The following is a 15462-nucleotide window of genomic DNA, read 5'->3' on the forward strand; positions in this document are numbered from 1 at the left end:
GGCGATGGCCTGATGATACTTGCCCGCAAAGGTCAAACTAACCAGAAAAAAGAGCACTATGAGCTTCGAATCAGACAAGCGTTTCAACGACTTCAAACATTTTCCCCGTGGCCTGCGTCGCAGTGGCGAATTCACTGTGGCCGAAGCGGACAGTCTGGAAAAGTATGGTACCGCCATGCTGGCACTCTACCAGGGCAACCTTGCACCCCGTGACGATGTCGAGTCCGCCTTCGTCGAACAGGTCAAATCCGGCGAAGCCGGTGCCAACCCCCATGCCAAGGTGTGGTTCAAGTACCTCAAGGTGATCGGTCCCAAGCGCGTTCATCGCCTCTGCACCGTCGTTGGCGGCGCCAGCGAAGAGAGCAGCGGTGGCGGCAGCTTTGATGTCGGTGGTGGCAGCGGCGGTGGCAGTGACGAGTCCATCGATTAATGGATACCGAGCTGCTTCGGACCTTTATCGAGGTGAGCAAGACCCGGCACTTTGGCCGGGCTGCTGAAAATCTCTACCTGACCCAGTCGGCGGTGAGTTTCCGGATCCGCCAGCTAGAGCAGCAACTGGGTGTCAGTCTGTTTGCCCGTCATCGCAACAACATCCGCCTGACCGCCTCCGGTGAGCGTCTGCTGCCCTACGCAGACGCCATCTTGCACACCCTTGGTCGCGCCAAGCAGGATGTTGCGCTCTCGCCAGGATTCAGCCAGCAGTTGGCTATCGGCGCGCCCGCGGTGTTCTGGGAGCTCGATTTCAACGACTGGCTCAATCACATCTATGCATTGGCGCCTGGTTTGGCGGTGCGGCTGGAAACAGCCTCCCGCGAGCACCTCTGCCGCCAGTTGCTGGAGCGCTCCCTCGATCTGGCCCTGCTCTCCGAGCCCACCAAGATCGACGAGATTGCCCTGCATCCCATCGGTGAGCTGGTGTTCGAGCTGGTGAGCCGGGATCCGGCCGCCAATGCCGACAACCTGATGCAGATGCCGCACATCCACCTCGATTGGGGCACCAGCTTCGAGCCGCAACCCAGCCGGTTGCAGAGCCTGCAAAAGACCCCGGTGCTGCACTCCAGCTCCGCTAGCATGGCGTTGCAGTTCGTGCTGGCCAACGGTGGTGCTGCCTACCTGCCACGGCGGATGGTCAGCCCCTTCCTCGAGAAGGGGGCGCTCCATCTGGTGGAGGGGGGCCAGCCGCTGAGCCGTCCGCTCTATCTCGCCTATCTGGAGAAATCCGATCGCCGGGAGCTGATCGATCAGTTGCTGACCCTGCCACTGGGTTGGCACGATGCTGAGTTGCGTCTCAACGTCGAATAAGCGTCGAGTGTTATCCAAGAAAGAGCCCACCCCACGGTGGGCTCTTCTGTTTGGGGAATATTGCAGGGAGCGAGGTCACGTAATTGGCGCGGGAGGCTTGGCGTCATCGGTCTGTAACGGTACCTTTTCAGGCTGTTTGTTTATCCGATTGAGCACTGACAGGGATGGATTGTAATTGATCGACTTTAGTCACCCCGAATGGCGGGCGCTGGCGCAGCAGTTGCTGAGCCACTCACCTGTGGTGATCCGTGGCCGCCAGTGGCAACCGCTGGTGGGCCTGCTCAAGGATAACCAGCTGCTGCTCGCCCATGGCAGCCACAGCTATGAGCTCACCCCGGCCGGACGGCGCTATCTCACCCGCGAGCTGATGCTGGCCGAGATCGCAACTGCCCCCCCCGAGCCCGAGGAGTGGTTGCATGCTCAGGGCTGGCAATTGGGGGAGCTGGTCAACGAACGGGTGCTGGCGGCGCTCTATCGCAAGTCAGAGGTGAACTTCACCCCCAACGAGCAGATTGATTTCGAGGACAAGGGGATCCGGCTCTGCGCCGATCAGCTGTTGCGCTTGCGCGCCGCCCAGCCGTTCAGCCTCTTTTTCAGCGGCGGCGCCCTGATCGACGCAGCCCCCTGGTTGCAGGCGCTGGGGGAGGTGGCGCTACCCGAGCGCACCCTGGCGGGTCTTGGCAAGATCCTGTGGGGGGAGGGGAGTATCGAACGGGTGATCACCACAGACAGCGTCGGCGCCTTTGCCGAGCTACCTCTTGAACCCGGCACCTTGCTGGTGTGGGCCCCTCCATCGGCTCCTCTAGCCTTGCAGCAGGTGGTGGCCGCCTTGCCCCCCAATGTGTTGTGGAGTCATCTCACCGCTCTCGACCCTGCCGGGGTGGATCGGCTGCAGGCGCTGGCCCAGCGGCTGGGTCGTCCGGCCAGCTGGTGGTTGCCCCGTGATCTGGCCCCCATCCTCAGCGCGTATGCCCAGCCTTTGACTGAGGCTCGGCCCTGGGAGCCGAGCCGGATCCCCAAGCCATTGTTAGCAGTTTGTAGCGGTTTGGTTGAGTCCAATGGTGGCTTGTCGGCCGAGGTATGCGCGCTGGCACCAGCGTGGCATGCCGTTGGTTGAAATTGGCCTGAAAGCGAGCCAAAAAGCGGTTTTCCCCCATTGAACGCGGTGATATAAAGAGTTGACGAAGCGCTCGCCAGATGAGCGCTTTTGTTTATCAAGCCGCTTTGCCACCCAACGAACTCAACGGAATACAGGGAATACCATGTTTGAAAAGGTTGTTGCCGCCCCAGCGGATCCGATCCTGGGCCTGACCGAAGCCTTCCGCGCTGACTCTCGCAGCCACAAGATCAATCTGGGCGTAGGGATCTACAAGGACGAGTCCGGTGCCACCCCCATTCTTCACTGTGTCAAGAAAGCCGAGCAGAAGCTGCTGACCGACGAGAAGACCAAGAACTACCTCGGTATTGAAGGCAATATCGAATATGGCCGCATCGTGCAGCAACTGCTGTTCGGGCAGCACTCTGCGCTGGTTGCCAGTGGCCGCGCCAAGACCGCGCAAGCGCCGGGCGGTACCGGTGCCCTGCGTATTGCGGCCGAATTCGTGGTGCGCAACGGTCTGGCCAAGACCATCTGGATCTCTGATCCCACCTGGGCCAACCACGTCAGCGTATTCCAGGCCGCGGGCCTGACCGTCAAGTGGTACAAGTACTACGACGCAGCGACCAAGGGACTCGACTTTGCCGCCATGCAGGCCTCGCTGGCCGAAGTGCAGCCGGGTGAGCTGGTGCTGCTGCACGGTTGCTGCCACAACCCGACCGGTATCGACCCCACTAGCGATCAGTGGCGCGCGCTGGCCAAGCAGAGTGCTACTGCCGGCTGGTTGCCGCTGTTTGACTTCGCCTATCAGGGTTTTGCCCGTGGTATCGAAGAGGATGCCGAAGGCCTGCGCATCTTCGCCGAGTGCCACGATGAACTGCTGGTGGCGAGCTCCTTCTCCAAGAACTTCGGTCTTTACAACGAGCGGGTCGGCGCCTTCACGCTGGTGAGCTCGACCAAAGAGATCGCCGACGTGGCCTTCACTCAGGTCAAGACCGTCATTCGCGCCAACTACTCCAACCCGCCGTCACACGGCGCCGCAGTGGTCACCGCCGTGGTGAGCGATCCGGCGCTCTATGCCGAGTGGGTCGAGGAAGTGGTTGCCATGCGGGTGCGCATTCGCGAGATGCGCGAACTGCTGGTAGAGAAGCTGGCTGCCCTCGGCGTGAGCCAGGATTTCAGCTTTATCCGCGAGCAGAACGGCATGTTCTCCTTCTCCGGCCTCACCAAGGAGCAGGTGGAGCGCCTCAAGAGCGAATTTGCCATCTATATCGTCGGCTCAGGCCGGATCAGCGTAGCCGGTATTACTCGCGCCAATATCGATCCTCTGTGCGAGGCGATCGCCAAGGTGCTGTAATCGCATCGCCTTGTGCTCTGGCACTATGCCATGAAAAAGCCCGTCACCTTGGTGACGGGCTTTTTTGATCGTCAACGGCTGATCGCCAAACAAGGGTAAGGGCGGCTCAGTGGTGGCGGACACCTTGCCACAGCTTGCGCAGTTGCAGCAGCAGTGCAGTCAGGGCGCCGCCGCTCAGGGCGGTGAGTACCGCCAACAGCAGGCTGCCGAGCAGGAAGGGGGGCACCAGGGTCGCTGCCTCCTGCTCCAGCCAGTGAAGGGTCCAGCTGAGGTGGAAAGGCTCCGGCGTCTGGTGCAGTACCAGACAACCGGTGCGATAGGCGTAGAGATACATGAACGGCAGGGTCAGCGGATTGTTGAACCAGACCGCCAGCAGTGCCAGTGGCAGGTTGAGGCTGAATGCCAGTGCCAGACCGACTGCGATAAGCGAGTGCATCGGGATGGGGAACCAGCAGGCGAAGATCCCGGCCGCTACGGCGCCGCTCAGGGCGCGGGTGCCCCCTTGCCAGAGGGCGGGGGCAAGCAGCCGTTCACCAAACAGGGCAAACCACTTCTGCTGGCGCAGGGTATCGGGATCGAGCTTGAAGCGGGCAAACCAGCGACTCAGCATGGGCGGGCCATCTTGCGTTTTTGCCACTGGCGCACCGTGCTGATCCGCCAAAAGGTGCGGATCAGGGTGTAACCGATAAGAGAACTGAGCAGGGCCAGGATCAGCGAGCCCAGCAACAGCGGCGGTGCCACAGTCCCCAGCACCGAGACCAGCCACTCCCAGGTGAATTCAATCTCGATCTGCTGCGCCGAATGTCCCAGCAACTGGCAACCTACCAGATAGGCGCCATAGAGCAGGGGCGGCATGGTAAAGGGGTTGGAGAGCCAGACCAGCGCCACCGAGAGCGGCAGATTGACCCGGCACAGGATGGCGCCACCGGCGGCCAGCAGCATCTGGCAGGGGAGCGGCACCCAGGCCATGAAGAGGCCCACCGCAAACGCCCCGGCTGCCGAGCGACGGTTGAGGTGCCAGAGGTTGGCATCGAGCAGCAGTTTGCCGAACAGCCGCAGGTGCTTGTGTTCTTTCAGGGTTTGCTGATCGGGCATCCAGCGTTTAATGAGTCGTTTGGGCATATTGAAACCTTGCTAAATACTTGCTCCATGGATCTGCGTCTGTTGTCGTTTGCCCTAGGGGCAAGCTCCTCACTGCTCTGGCCATGGTTACCTTCACTCGCATGGGGGGGCTTGTTGCTGTCCCTGCTGATCCCCCTTGCATATTGCCGTGCCTGGCGGTGGCTGTTTCTCCTGCTCGGCATCCTCTGGATGCAGGCCAATCTTGCCTATCGGCTGGCCTGGCTGGAGCGGTTGGGCGATCAGACGAGCCACATGATAACCGCAGAGCTGCAAAGTGCAGAGCCCGAGGGGGATAAATTTGTCCGGCTGCTGCTGCGGGTGAGCACCCTCGACGAGCAACCGGTGACACCTGAGCCCCTGATCCGGGTCAATGCCTATCAGGCATTACCCGCCATGACTGTAGGCAGCCGGATCACCCTGGTGACTTCGTTGAAACCGGCTCACGGTCTGGCCAACGAGGCGGGGCTGGATGGGCGGCGTCTGCTGCTGGGCAAGGGGATCACCGCCACCGGCAATCTGCGTCGGGTGATAGATATTCAACAGGTACCTGCAGGTTGGCGCGAACGCTGGTTGGGGGCCGCGACCGAGAGTTGGCGTCCGCTTGACTATGCCCCCTTGCTGGCGGCGCTCACTTTTGGCGAGCAGAGCCGTATCACGGATGCCCAGTGGGAGCTGTTTCGCGGCAGCGGCCTGACCCATATCATCGCCATCTCAGGGCAACACATCGCGCTGGTGGCGGTGCTCGGGTGGTGGCTGGGCAGGCTGTTTGGTCTGCGCGGCGCCATCATCACCTCCCTGCTGTTTGCCGCCGTCTACAGCGCGTTGGCCGGGTTTGCTGTGGCGACCGAGCGGGCCCTGATCATGGTGCTGGTGTGGAGTGTGCTGCGCTGGAGCCGGCGAGAGTGGCCGGCCTGGCGCATCTGGCTGTGGGCCTTTGTGGTATTGACCCTCTGGGATCCCTTCGCCCTCTATTCGGCCGGCTTCTGGCTCTCGTTTCTGGCGGTGGCCATCTTGCTGCTGGTGGGATATCTCCACGACAAGCCGGGGCTCTGGCAGATCCAGCTCTGGCTGCTGCTCGGTCTGCTGCCGCTGCAACTGGCGTTGTTCGAGGGGATAGCGCCCCTTGCCATGGTGATCAACCTGTTGGCGGTGCCGCTCTTTTGTATCGCCATCATCCCGCTGGCGTTGATTGGGGTGCTGTTGGCGCCGCTCTCCAGCTCGCTTGCCTATGGCCTGTTCTGGCTGGCGGATCTGGGGCTCGGGTGGGTGTTGACGATCCTGAACTGGCTGGCCGATCAACTGCAACTGTGGTGGCCACTGCCCGGCTGGTGGCTGCTACTCTGCACCTTGCTGTTGCTGCTCTGGTTCGCCGCGCAGTGGCGCCCGGCACGCTGGCTGTTGCTACCGGGTCTGTGTGCGCTGTTATTGGCGCTCTGGCCAACGCCTGTCCGCTGGCAACTGCGGGTGCTGGATGTGGGGCAAGGGCTGGCAGTGCTGATCAGCAAGGGGGAGCGTGCCATCCTCTATGACACAGGTGATCGCTATCCCGGAGGCTACAACATGGCGGACTCGGTGATCCTGCCCCAGCTAAGCCATCTGGGGATCCGGGTCATCGATCGCCTCATCATCAGCCACAAGGATCGGGACCATGCCGGCAATCGCAAGCGACTGCTCAGCGCCATGCCGGTGCGTCACGAGTTCTCCTCTTACCCCTTCAGTGAGGGAACCACCCTGTGCCAGCGTGGGCAACAGTGGCGCTGGCAGGGGCTCTCGTTTGCAGTGCTCTGGCCAGAACGCCCCGGTGGCGGGCGCAATAACGATGGCTGCGTGGTGCGTATCAGCGATGGGCAGCGCAGCGTGCTGCTCAGTGCCGATATCGAACGGCAGGCAGAGCTGAGACTGGTGGCACTGGAGGGAGAGGGGTTGGCCAGCACCTTGCTGGTGAGCCCCCATCATGGCAGTCGCACCTCCTCCACGCCCCCGTTTGTCGCGGCGGTGGCGGCAAAGGATGTGATCCACAGCGCCGGCTTTATGAATCAGTGGGGCTTTCCCCGTCCCGATGTAGTGGCCCGCTATCGGGATGCCCGCCAGTGGATCACCGGTCAGCAAGGGGCGGTGCTGGTCGAACCCACCGCAGCGGGCTTGAGCGTCACCGCCGAGCGAGATGTGGGGCCCTGGTATCGACGCAGTGGTGAGTGGTGGCGACCGCGAGTGTGGTTTGAGCAATAATCCGCCATTTCTGCCGTTTAGGAATGCGATATAGGTGGCGGCGCTTGGTGTAAGCCTGCGCTTTGGCTAGAATAGCCCGTCATTTCCATTACTAACGGCTATTCATGCAACAAGAAACCTCACAAGAGAGCTGGCCAGTATTCAAACGCCTGCTCGGTTATGTCCGTGATCGCAAGCTGGGCCTGGTCGGTGGCATCATAGGGATGCTGGGCTACGCCGCCGTGGATACCACCTTTGTCTACTCCATCAAGCCGCTGATCGATCAGGGCATTAATGGCAACGACAGCACCGTTTTGAAATGGATGCCCTTCTTCGTCCTCGGCATCGTGGCCCTGCGTGGTGTCGCCAACTTTCTCTCCAACTACTGCATGGCCTGGGTCGGCAACCACGTCGTGATGCGTCTGCAACAGCAGGTGTTCAATCACATGGTGGCGATGCCGATGAGCTTCTTCGACCGTCAGAACACCGGTCATCTGCTCTCCAAGGTGACCTATGACGCGAGTCAGGTCTCCTCGGCGGCGAGCACCACGCTGGTGACCCTGGTGCGGGAAGGGGCGACCGTGGTCGGCCTGCTCGGCCTGATGTTCTGGCACTCTTGGCAGCTGTCAGTGATCTTTTTGGTGGTTGGCCCGCTGGTGGGCATCATCATCGGCCTTATCAGCCGCCGTTTCCGCCAGATCAGCCGTCACATCCAGCAGGCGGTAGGGGATATCACCACCTCCACCGAGCAGATGCTCAAAGGGCACAAAGAGGTGCTGATGTTTGGTGGCCAGAAGGTGGAAGAGAAACGCTTCTTCCAGGTCAGCAACAACATGCGCCAGCAGACCATGAAGATGGTCGCCGCCGATGCCATCGGCAGCCCTGTGGTGCAGATGGTGGCCTCCATCGCGCTGGCGGCCTTCCTCTATGTCGCGACCATTGACAGCGTCAAATCAACCCTGACTGCCGGTACGTTTACCGTCATGATCACCTCCATGATGATGTTGCTCAAGCCGCTGAAAAGCCTGACCGACGTCAACAACCAGTTCCAGCGGGCCATCACCGCCTGCCACAGCCTGTTTGGCCTGCTCGACACCGAGCCGGAGCAGGATACTGGCACCCGCACTCTGGAGCGTGCCCGCGGCGAGATCGAGTTTCGCAACGTCACCTTCACCTACCCGACCAAGGACACCCCGGCGCTGCACAACGTCAGCTTCAAGGTGGAGGCGGGTAAATCGGTGGCGCTGGTGGGCCGTTCCGGCTCTGGCAAGAGTACCATTGCCAGCCTGTTGACCCGCTTCTACGACATCGATCAGGGCGAGATCCTGCTGGACGGCATCAACATCCGCGAATACAAGTTGAGCGAGCTGCGCAAGCAGTACGCGTTGGTCTCCCAGCATGTTCACCTGTTCAACGACTCGGTGGCCAACAACATCGCCTACGCGGCGGAAGACAAATACAGCCGCGACCAGATCGTGCAGGCCGCCCGTATCGCTCACGCCGACGAGTTCGTCAGCAAGATGAGCAACGGGTATGACACTGTGGTTGGCGAGAACGGTGCATCCCTCTCCGGCGGCCAGCGTCAGCGTGTTGCCATTGCGCGCGCCCTGCTGCGCGATGCGCCGGTTCTGCTGCTGGATGAGGCCACCTCGGCCCTCGATACCGAATCCGAGCGCCACATTCAGGCGGCTATCGACGAGCTTTGCAAGGCGCGTACCTCGCTGGTGATCGCCCACCGCCTCTCCACAATCGAGAAGGCGGACGAGATCCTGGTGATCGACGAAGGCCATATCGTCGAGCGCGGTAACCACGCAGCACTGATGGAGCAGCGCGGCACCTATGCCCAGCTGCGCGCCATTCAGTTTGGCAACGCGGGAAGCAAGGCCTGATGCTGGAACGGCTCTGGTATCGCAAAAGTGGCTGGCGCTGGTTGCTGGCCCCCTTTGCCCTGCTGTTTGCCATCATCAGCGGCACCCGCCGCTATGCCTATCGTCACGGTTGGCGCAAGGGGTATCGCTCCTCCTTGCCGGTGATCGTGGTGGGCAATATTTCGATCGGGGGCAACGGCAAGACGCCGGTAGTGGTCTGGCTGGTGGAGCAGTTGCAAGCCCGTGGCTATCGCCCCGGGGTGGTGAGCCGTGGTTATGGCGGCAAGGCGCCCCATTACCCCTATCGGCTGGATGAGACCAGCACCACGGCGCAGGCTGGAGATGAGCCTGTGCTGATTGCCCGGCGCTGCGGCTGCCCGGTGGTGGTTGCCCCGAAACGGGCCGACGCGGTACGACTGCTGGAGCAGAGCGGTGAGGTGGATATCATCATCACTGACGATGGTCTGCAGCACTATGCGCTGGCCCGCGACATCGAGCTGGTGGTGGTGGACGGAGCGCGCCGTTTCGGCAACGCCTGCTTGCTGCCCATGGGGCCGCTGCGCGAGCCGGTCACTCGTCTAAAACGGGTGGACGCCATCATCTGCAACGGCGGCGAGCCGGGCAAGGGGGAGTACCCCATGCAACTGGTCGCCGACACCCCGCGCCGAGTGCGCGACGATGCGCCGTTGCCTGCCCCCTTGTCGGGGCAGGTCGATGCGCTGGCGGGGATCGGTCATCCGCCCCGTTTCTTTGCCACCCTGGAAGGGCTCGGTTACCAGCTGGAGCAGCAGGCCGCCTACGGCGATCATCATCCCTTTGATCGGGATGAGCTGGTGGGGCGCTTTGCCAGCAAGCCGCTGCTGATGACCGAGAAGGATGCGGTCAAGTGCCGCCCGTTTGCCCTCGATAACTGGTGGTATCTGCCGGTCAGCGCCGAGTTGCCTGCCTCCCTGCTCGATGCCCTGCTGCACAAGCTGGGGGCGGAGGCAAAGGGCGCGACCAGGGCGCAAGATTAATCTCTCTCGCCTCGGCGGGGGAGCAGGGGGAGAATATGCCCCGCATGGAATATCTGGTTGCTCGACATCCATCGCTGGCGTGATGAAGCCGCCAGCGCGACATCGTTGAAGGAGTATCGTTTTGGCTTTGGACATCAAGTTGCTCGACATCATCGCTTGCCCGGTCTGCAAGGGTAAGCTGCACTACAACAAGGCCGTGCATGAGCTGGTCTGCCGCTTTGACAAGCTGGCCTATCCGCTGGAGGAGGGGATCCCGGTACTGCTGGAGAACCGTGCCCGTCCGCTCAATAGCGACGAGCTGCCGTCATGAGTTTCGTCGTCGTCATTCCGGCCCGCTACGCCTCCACCCGTCTGCCGGGCAAGCCGCTGGCCGACATCCATGACAAGCCCATGGTGCAGCATGTGGTGGAAAAAGCCCTGCAATCCGGTGCCGATCGGGTGATCGTCGCCACCGATGACGAGCGGGTGCAGCAGGCACTGCTGAGCACCGGCGTCGAGGTGTGCATGACCTCACCGGATCACCAGTCCGGCACCGAGCGTCTGGCCGAGGTGTGCCGTCACTACGGCTTTGCCGCCGATACCATCATCGTCAATGTGCAGGGGGATGAGCCGCTCATTCCGCCCGCCATCATTCGTCAGGTAGCGGATAATCTGGCCGCTGCCACGGCGCCGATGGCGACCCTGTCTGTGCCGATCAAGGATGCCGAAGAGGCGTTCAATCCGAACGCTGTGAAAGTGGTGACTGACAAGGATGGCTACGCCCTCTACTTCAGTCGCGCCAGCATTCCCTGGGATCGGGATCGCTTTGCCAAGAGCCATGAGCAAATTGGTGACCACTACCAGCGTCATATCGGTATCTATGCCTATCGCGCCGGCTTTATCCAGCGTTACGTAGACTGGGCACCGAGCGTGCTGGAGCAGGTCGAGGCGCTGGAGCAGCTGCGGGTGCTCTGGTACGGGGAGAAGATCCACGTCGCCCAGGCCCTTGAAGCACCGCCGGTCGGGGTGGATACCCAGGCCGATCTGGAGAAGGTGCGCGCCTTTTTGGCCAAGTGATGGCCACAGCACTAACGTCATGAAAAACGGTGTCGCAAGGCACCGTTTTTTGTTTTGAAAATTTATATAATTATTTGATTTTAAACGCTAAACATGGGTTTTCTCAAACTTTTGGCGTGCATGGTTTGCCAAAGCGACGAGTTTGGTTATGATGCAAGACGCCCTGTTAACCCTAACCGGGCGGCTAAAACGAGATAAAACGGGGTGTTTGGGTGATAAATGTATTCCTGGTCGATGATCATGAGCTGGTGCGTACAGGGATAAGACGCATTCTTGAAGATGTGCGCGGGATCAAGGTGGTGGGCGAAGCACAGAGCGGCGAGACAGCAGTTACGTTCTGTCGCCAACACCATCCGGACGTGATCCTGATGGACATGAACATGCCGGGTATTGGTGGTCTGGAAGCGACCCGCAAAATTCTGCGGATCCGCCCCGATGTGCGCATCATTGTGCTGACCATTCATTCAGAAAATCCGTTCCCCACCAAGGTGATGCAGGCCGGCGCCGCCGGTTACCTGACCAAGGGGGCTGCCCCTGACGAGATGATCCAGGCGATCCGGTTGGTGCACTCCGGTCAGCGCTACATCTCCCCGGAGATTGCCCAGCAGATGGCCCTCAGCCAATTTGCCTCCGCTGACGAGAATCCCTTCAAGTCCCTCTCCGAGCGCGAGCTGCAGATCATGATGATGATCACCAAGGGGCAGAAGGTGACTGATATCTCCGAGCAGCTCAACCTGAGCCCGAAGACGGTCAACAGCTACCGCTATCGTCTGTTCAGCAAGCTGGGGATCAACGGTGACGTGGAACTGACCCATCTGGCCATTCGCTATGGCATGCTGGATGCCGATACCCTCTAATCGGGTGGCGTGTGGTCACAAAGGCGGCGAGTGCCGCCTTTTTGCTTTTCGGGCGGCGAGGGCAGTATGCTCTGCCCGTCAATTTTTGCCTTTGTGTGAGCCGAGTAGCTGATGACCCTCTCTCCCGAACCTCTCTTCGACAGCAAGGCGTTTCTGAGCGCCGTCACCCATCAAAGTGGCGTCTACCGCATGTATGACAGCGGTGGCACCGTGATCTACGTGGGCAAGGCCAAGGATCTGAAAAAGCGGCTCGCCTCCTACTTTCGCACCAACGTCGACAGCATCAAGACCCGCACTCTGGTGCGACAGATCGCCGATATCCAGGTCACCGTCACCCACACCGAGACCGAGGCGCTGATCCTCGAGCACAATCTCATCAAGCAGTACCAGCCCCGTTACAACGTGCTGCTGAGGGACGACAAATCCTACCCCTGGATCATCATCACCGCGCACCAGCATCCGCGCATCGGCGTCCATCGCGGCGCCCGCAAGGTGAAGGGGGAGTACTTCGGCCCGTACCCCTCTGGTGGCGCGGTGCGTGAGAGCTTACACCTGATGCAGAAAATTTTTCCGGTGCGTCAGTGCGAGGATGCGGTCTATGCCAACCGCACCCGTCCCTGCCTGCTCTATCAGCTCAAGCGCTGCGCCGGCCCTTGCGTACCCGGGTTGGTGAGCGAGGCCGAATATGCCCAGCAGGTGGAGCTGGCCAAACTGTTTCTGGCGGGCAAGAACCAGCAGGTGATTGGCGAGCTGGTGGGCAAGATGGAGTCCGCCAGCGGCGATCTGCGCTTTGAAGAGGCGGCCCGCTATCGGGATCAGATCCTGGCGCTGCGTCGGGTCACCGAGCAGCAGTCGGTGAGCGGCAACGTACTGGACGAGCTGGATGTGGTGGGGGTCGCCTTCCAGCAAGGTGCGGCCTGCATCCACGTGCTCTTTATCCGTCAGGGCAAGGTGCTGGGCTCGCGCAGCTACTTCCCGAAAGTGCCGGCTGACACCCCGTTTGACGAGGTGGTGCAATCTTTCCTGCTGCAGTTCTATCTGTCGGGGCAGGGGGGGCGGCAGATCCCGAGCGAGGTGCTGCTCGATGTGGCGTTGGAGGATGAGAGCATCATCGCCGAGACACTGAGCCAGACCGCAGGCTACAAGGTGCGAGTGGTGAGCCGTACCCGCGCCGAGCGGGCCCGCTTTATCAAGCTCGCCTCCATCAACGCCGAGACGGCGCTGCGATCGCGGCTGGCTCACAAGAGCACCATTACTGCTCGCTACGATCAGCTGGAAGAGCTGCTGGAGCTGGAGCGCCCCATCGCCCGCATGGAGTGTTTCGATATCTCCCACACCATGGGGGAGCGCACCGTGGCCTCTTGCGTGGTGTTCAACCGGGAGGGGCCGCTCTCATCGGAATATCGTCGTTTCAATATCGACGGTATCACTGGCGGTGATGACTACGCGGCGATGGAGCAAGCGCTGGAGCGCCGCTTTGGCAAGCAGCAGGAGCCGGACAAGGTGCCGGACGTGCTGTTTATTGACGGTGGCCTCGGCCAGTTGCGCCGCGCCGAAGAGATCCTGGCCCGTCAGCTGGAGTTTCTCGGCGGCAAATATCCGCTGCTGGTGGGCATCGCCAAGGGGGTGACCCGCAAGGCAGGGTTGGAAACTCTCATCATGGGGGAGAGCCACGAAGAACTGCATTTGCCGGCAGATATGCCCGCTTTGCACCTTATTCAGCATATTCGCGATGAATCCCACCGTTTTGCCATTACCGGCCACCGTGCCAGACGGGCCAAGGCCCGCACCAGCAGCACGCTGGAGGATATTCCGGGCGTGGGGCCAAAGCGGCGGCAGGCGCTGCTCAAATATCTGGGCGGCCTGCAGGAGGTCAAAAAGGCGAGCGTGGATGAACTGGCCAAGGTACCCGGCATCAGTCAGGAGCTGGCCCAGACCATCCACGATGGCTTGCACAGCGCCTGAGCAGGGTTAGCAGCATGGCAAAATCGCTAACTCCTTGATGCACAAGAGCCGTGACGCGGGGGGGCCGTAAATGCCATAATGGCCCTCGCATTTTGAGAAGATTGATGGATTAAAAAGACCAAGACGGGCGCCAGTGCGGTTGCATCGCAAATCGGCTTTGGCGCACTATGTAGCGACGTACAAGAAGTGGCTGAAAATAATGACAAATATACCTAACCTGTTGACGTTTTTCCGGATTTTGCTCATTCCCGTCTTCGTCATCCTGTTCTATCTGCCTTATCAATGGTCCTATCTGGCTGCCGCCATCATCTTTATTCTGGCCGCTGCCACCGACTGGTTTGATGGCTATCTGGCTCGCAAGCTCAATCAGTCCACCGCCTTTGGCGCCTTCCTTGACCCGGTTGCCGACAAGATCATGGTCGCCGCCGCACTGGTGGTTATCGTCGAACACTACAACACCATCTGGGTGACCATCCCCGCCATGATCATGATTGGCCGCGAGATCATCATCTCCGCCCTGCGCGAATGGATGGCCGAGCTCGGCAAACGCTCCTCGGTGGCGGTCAGCTGGATTGGCAAGTGGAAGACCATGATCCAGATGGTGTCGCTCACCGGTCTTATCTGGCAATACAACGTCTGGATGGTGTGGCTCGCCTATGTGATGCTCTATGTCGCTACCGTGCTCACCTTCTGGTCTATGTTCCAGTACATGAAGGCCGCCTGGGGCGATTTGACCCACCACGCCAACCTGTGAGTCACTTGCGCTGCAAGGTGAGGTTTCCGCTGATTTGAGGCAGGAAACGGCCAAAGGCGCTAAAACTGTTCAAAAAGGGTAAAAAATGCCCGAACGATCAGGTAATTAAATATTTCTGGTTGACTGGGCGAGGAACATCGCTAGAATGCGTCCTCGTAGTCAGGCAGTCAGCCAGACCAATGCGGGAATAGCTCAGTTGGTAGAGCACGACCTTGCCAAGGTCGGGGTCGCGAGTTCGAGTCTCGTTTCCCGCTCCAAATTCAGACAATAGAGAGCCAACTCTCTTTTGCATGGCGCGTTAGCAAAGCGGTTATGCAGCGGATTGCAAATCCGTTTAGTCCGGTTCGACTCCGGAACGTGCCTCCATATTGACAAGCCCGCCACGCGAGCTTGATACCGATTGCGGTGCCCGAGTGGTGAAATCGGTAGACACAAGGGATTTAAAATCCCTCGACGTTCGCGTCGTGCCGGTTCGATTCCGGCCTCGGGCACCACTAAAATCAAAGAGTTACGAAAGGCCACTAGAAATAGTGGCCTTTTTCTTTTGCCTAAATGGCGACAAAGTGGCGACAGCGCTTTTTTAAGTGGTTCACCCTTCCTGTCATGTGGAGTAACAGGATCTTCTTGTAGGATGCAGCTCTGCCTGATGGTGCACTTCATGCGGCGACTTTCCCTGGCCATGTTTCGGTGTGCTGTCAGACAGAAATGAGAATGGCCCCACATTGTGGGGCCATTCTCGGATCCAGTTATCACTCCTGCGTTTCTTCTAGGGAAGGTGCGAACAAGTCCCTGATATGAGATCATGTTTGTCATCTGGAGCCATGAAAAAGGGTTCATCATGAGTCATCAGCTCACCTTCGC

Annotated in this window: 14 protein-coding genes and 3 tRNA genes; 15 read left to right on the forward strand and 2 right to left on the reverse strand. The window is 60.5% G+C overall.

The window, feature by feature from the left end; genetic code table 11:
• Positions 1 to 58 precede the first annotated feature (58 nt).
• The 4 genes from AB5Y90_RS07280 to AB5Y90_RS07295 all read left to right on the forward strand — a co-directional run bounded on the left by AB5Y90_RS07280 (position 59) and on the right by AB5Y90_RS07295 (position 3755).
• Entirely contained in the window at positions 59 to 430 is a 372-nt protein-coding gene (locus tag AB5Y90_RS07280) for a DUF413 domain-containing protein (protein ID WP_005350885.1), read from the forward strand.
• Positions 430 to 1302, forward strand: coding sequence for an HTH-type transcriptional regulator HdfR (gene hdfR / locus AB5Y90_RS07285; protein WP_005337525.1), 873 nt, complete (start codon positions 430 to 432; stop codon positions 1300 to 1302). Before AB5Y90_RS07280 ends, hdfR begins: the two co-directional genes overlap by 1 nt.
• 175 nt (positions 1303 to 1477) lie before the next feature.
• Entirely contained in the window at positions 1478 to 2419 is a 942-nt protein-coding gene (locus AB5Y90_RS07290; RefSeq protein WP_307895101.1) for a hypothetical protein, read from the forward strand.
• Between the two features lie 145 nt (positions 2420 to 2564).
• The gene (locus AB5Y90_RS07295) at positions 2565 to 3755 is read left to right on the forward strand and encodes an amino acid aminotransferase (RefSeq protein WP_307895100.1); all 1191 of its coding nucleotides are present in this window, start codon (positions 2565 to 2567) and stop codon (positions 3753 to 3755) included.
• Between the two features lie 106 nt (positions 3756 to 3861).
• On the opposite strand, the gene AB5Y90_RS07300 is transcribed toward AB5Y90_RS07295, so the two are convergent.
• Together AB5Y90_RS07300 and AB5Y90_RS07305 are read right to left on the reverse strand one after the other, a co-directional pair.
• The gene (locus AB5Y90_RS07300; RefSeq protein ID WP_139428457.1) at positions 3862 to 4365 is read right to left on the reverse strand and encodes a DUF2062 domain-containing protein; all 504 of its coding nucleotides are present in this window, start codon (positions 4363 to 4365) and stop codon (positions 3862 to 3864) included.
• On the reverse strand, positions 4359 to 4877 hold the full coding sequence (locus AB5Y90_RS07305) for a DUF2062 domain-containing protein (protein WP_005350890.1): 519 nt from the start codon (positions 4875 to 4877) through the stop codon (positions 4359 to 4361). Before AB5Y90_RS07305 ends, AB5Y90_RS07300 begins: the two co-directional genes overlap by 7 nt.
• A gap of 27 nt (positions 4878 to 4904) precedes the next feature.
• On the opposite strand from AB5Y90_RS07305, the gene AB5Y90_RS07310 reads away from it, so the two are divergent.
• The 11 genes from AB5Y90_RS07310 (at position 4905) to AB5Y90_RS07360 (ending at position 15095) form a co-directional block, all read left to right on the forward strand.
• Positions 4905 to 7106 (forward strand): DNA internalization-related competence protein ComEC/Rec2, encoded by a 2202-nt coding sequence (locus tag AB5Y90_RS07310; protein ID WP_368166748.1) that lies wholly within the window; start codon positions 4905 to 4907, stop codon positions 7104 to 7106.
• A 104-nt stretch (positions 7107 to 7210) separates the two neighbouring features.
• Complete coding sequence (gene msbA, locus AB5Y90_RS07315) at positions 7211 to 8974, forward strand: lipid A ABC transporter ATP-binding protein/permease MsbA (protein ID WP_043825733.1); 1764 nt, start codon at positions 7211 to 7213, stop codon at positions 8972 to 8974.
• Positions 8974 to 9969 (forward strand): tetraacyldisaccharide 4'-kinase, encoded by a 996-nt coding sequence (gene lpxK / locus AB5Y90_RS07320; RefSeq protein ID WP_368166749.1) that lies wholly within the window; start codon positions 8974 to 8976, stop codon positions 9967 to 9969. Before msbA ends, lpxK begins: the two co-directional genes overlap by 1 nt.
• A gap of 121 nt (positions 9970 to 10090) precedes the next feature.
• Positions 10091 to 10279, forward strand: coding sequence for a Trm112 family protein (locus AB5Y90_RS07325; protein ID WP_005347033.1), 189 nt, complete (start codon positions 10091 to 10093; stop codon positions 10277 to 10279).
• Positions 10276 to 11025 carry a 3-deoxy-manno-octulosonate cytidylyltransferase gene (gene kdsB, locus AB5Y90_RS07330; protein WP_307895097.1) on the forward strand — a complete coding sequence of 250 codons (750 nt, stop codon included), beginning with the start codon at positions 10276 to 10278 and terminating at the stop codon, positions 11023 to 11025. Before AB5Y90_RS07325 ends, kdsB begins: the two co-directional genes overlap by 4 nt.
• A gap of 212 nt (positions 11026 to 11237) precedes the next feature.
• A complete protein-coding gene (uvrY, locus tag AB5Y90_RS07335; protein ID WP_005337448.1) occupies positions 11238 to 11882 on the forward strand; it encodes a UvrY/SirA/GacA family response regulator transcription factor in 645 nt (214 codons plus the stop codon).
• Positions 11883 to 11993: 111 nt separating this feature from the next.
• Positions 11994 to 13847, forward strand: a complete 1854-nt coding sequence (gene uvrC / locus AB5Y90_RS07340) for an excinuclease ABC subunit UvrC (RefSeq protein WP_307895096.1) — start codon at positions 11994 to 11996, stop codon at positions 13845 to 13847.
• A gap of 199 nt (positions 13848 to 14046) precedes the next feature.
• Positions 14047 to 14601 (forward strand): CDP-diacylglycerol--glycerol-3-phosphate 3-phosphatidyltransferase, encoded by a 555-nt coding sequence (gene pgsA, locus AB5Y90_RS07345; protein WP_307895095.1) that lies wholly within the window; start codon positions 14047 to 14049, stop codon positions 14599 to 14601.
• Between the two features lie 181 nt (positions 14602 to 14782).
• Positions 14783 to 14858: transfer RNA gene (locus tag AB5Y90_RS07350), tRNA-Gly, on the forward strand.
• A 35-nt stretch (positions 14859 to 14893) separates the two neighbouring features.
• Positions 14894 to 14967: transfer RNA gene (locus AB5Y90_RS07355), tRNA-Cys, on the forward strand.
• Positions 14968 to 15008: 41 nt separating this feature from the next.
• A tRNA-Leu gene (locus tag AB5Y90_RS07360) sits at positions 15009 to 15095 on the forward strand.
• The last annotated feature ends 367 nt before the right edge of the window (positions 15096 to 15462 follow it).

Source organism: Aeromonas sp. R4-1 (assembly GCF_040908325.1).
GTDB classification, from domain to species: domain Bacteria; phylum Pseudomonadota; class Gammaproteobacteria; order Enterobacterales; family Aeromonadaceae; genus Aeromonas; species Aeromonas veronii.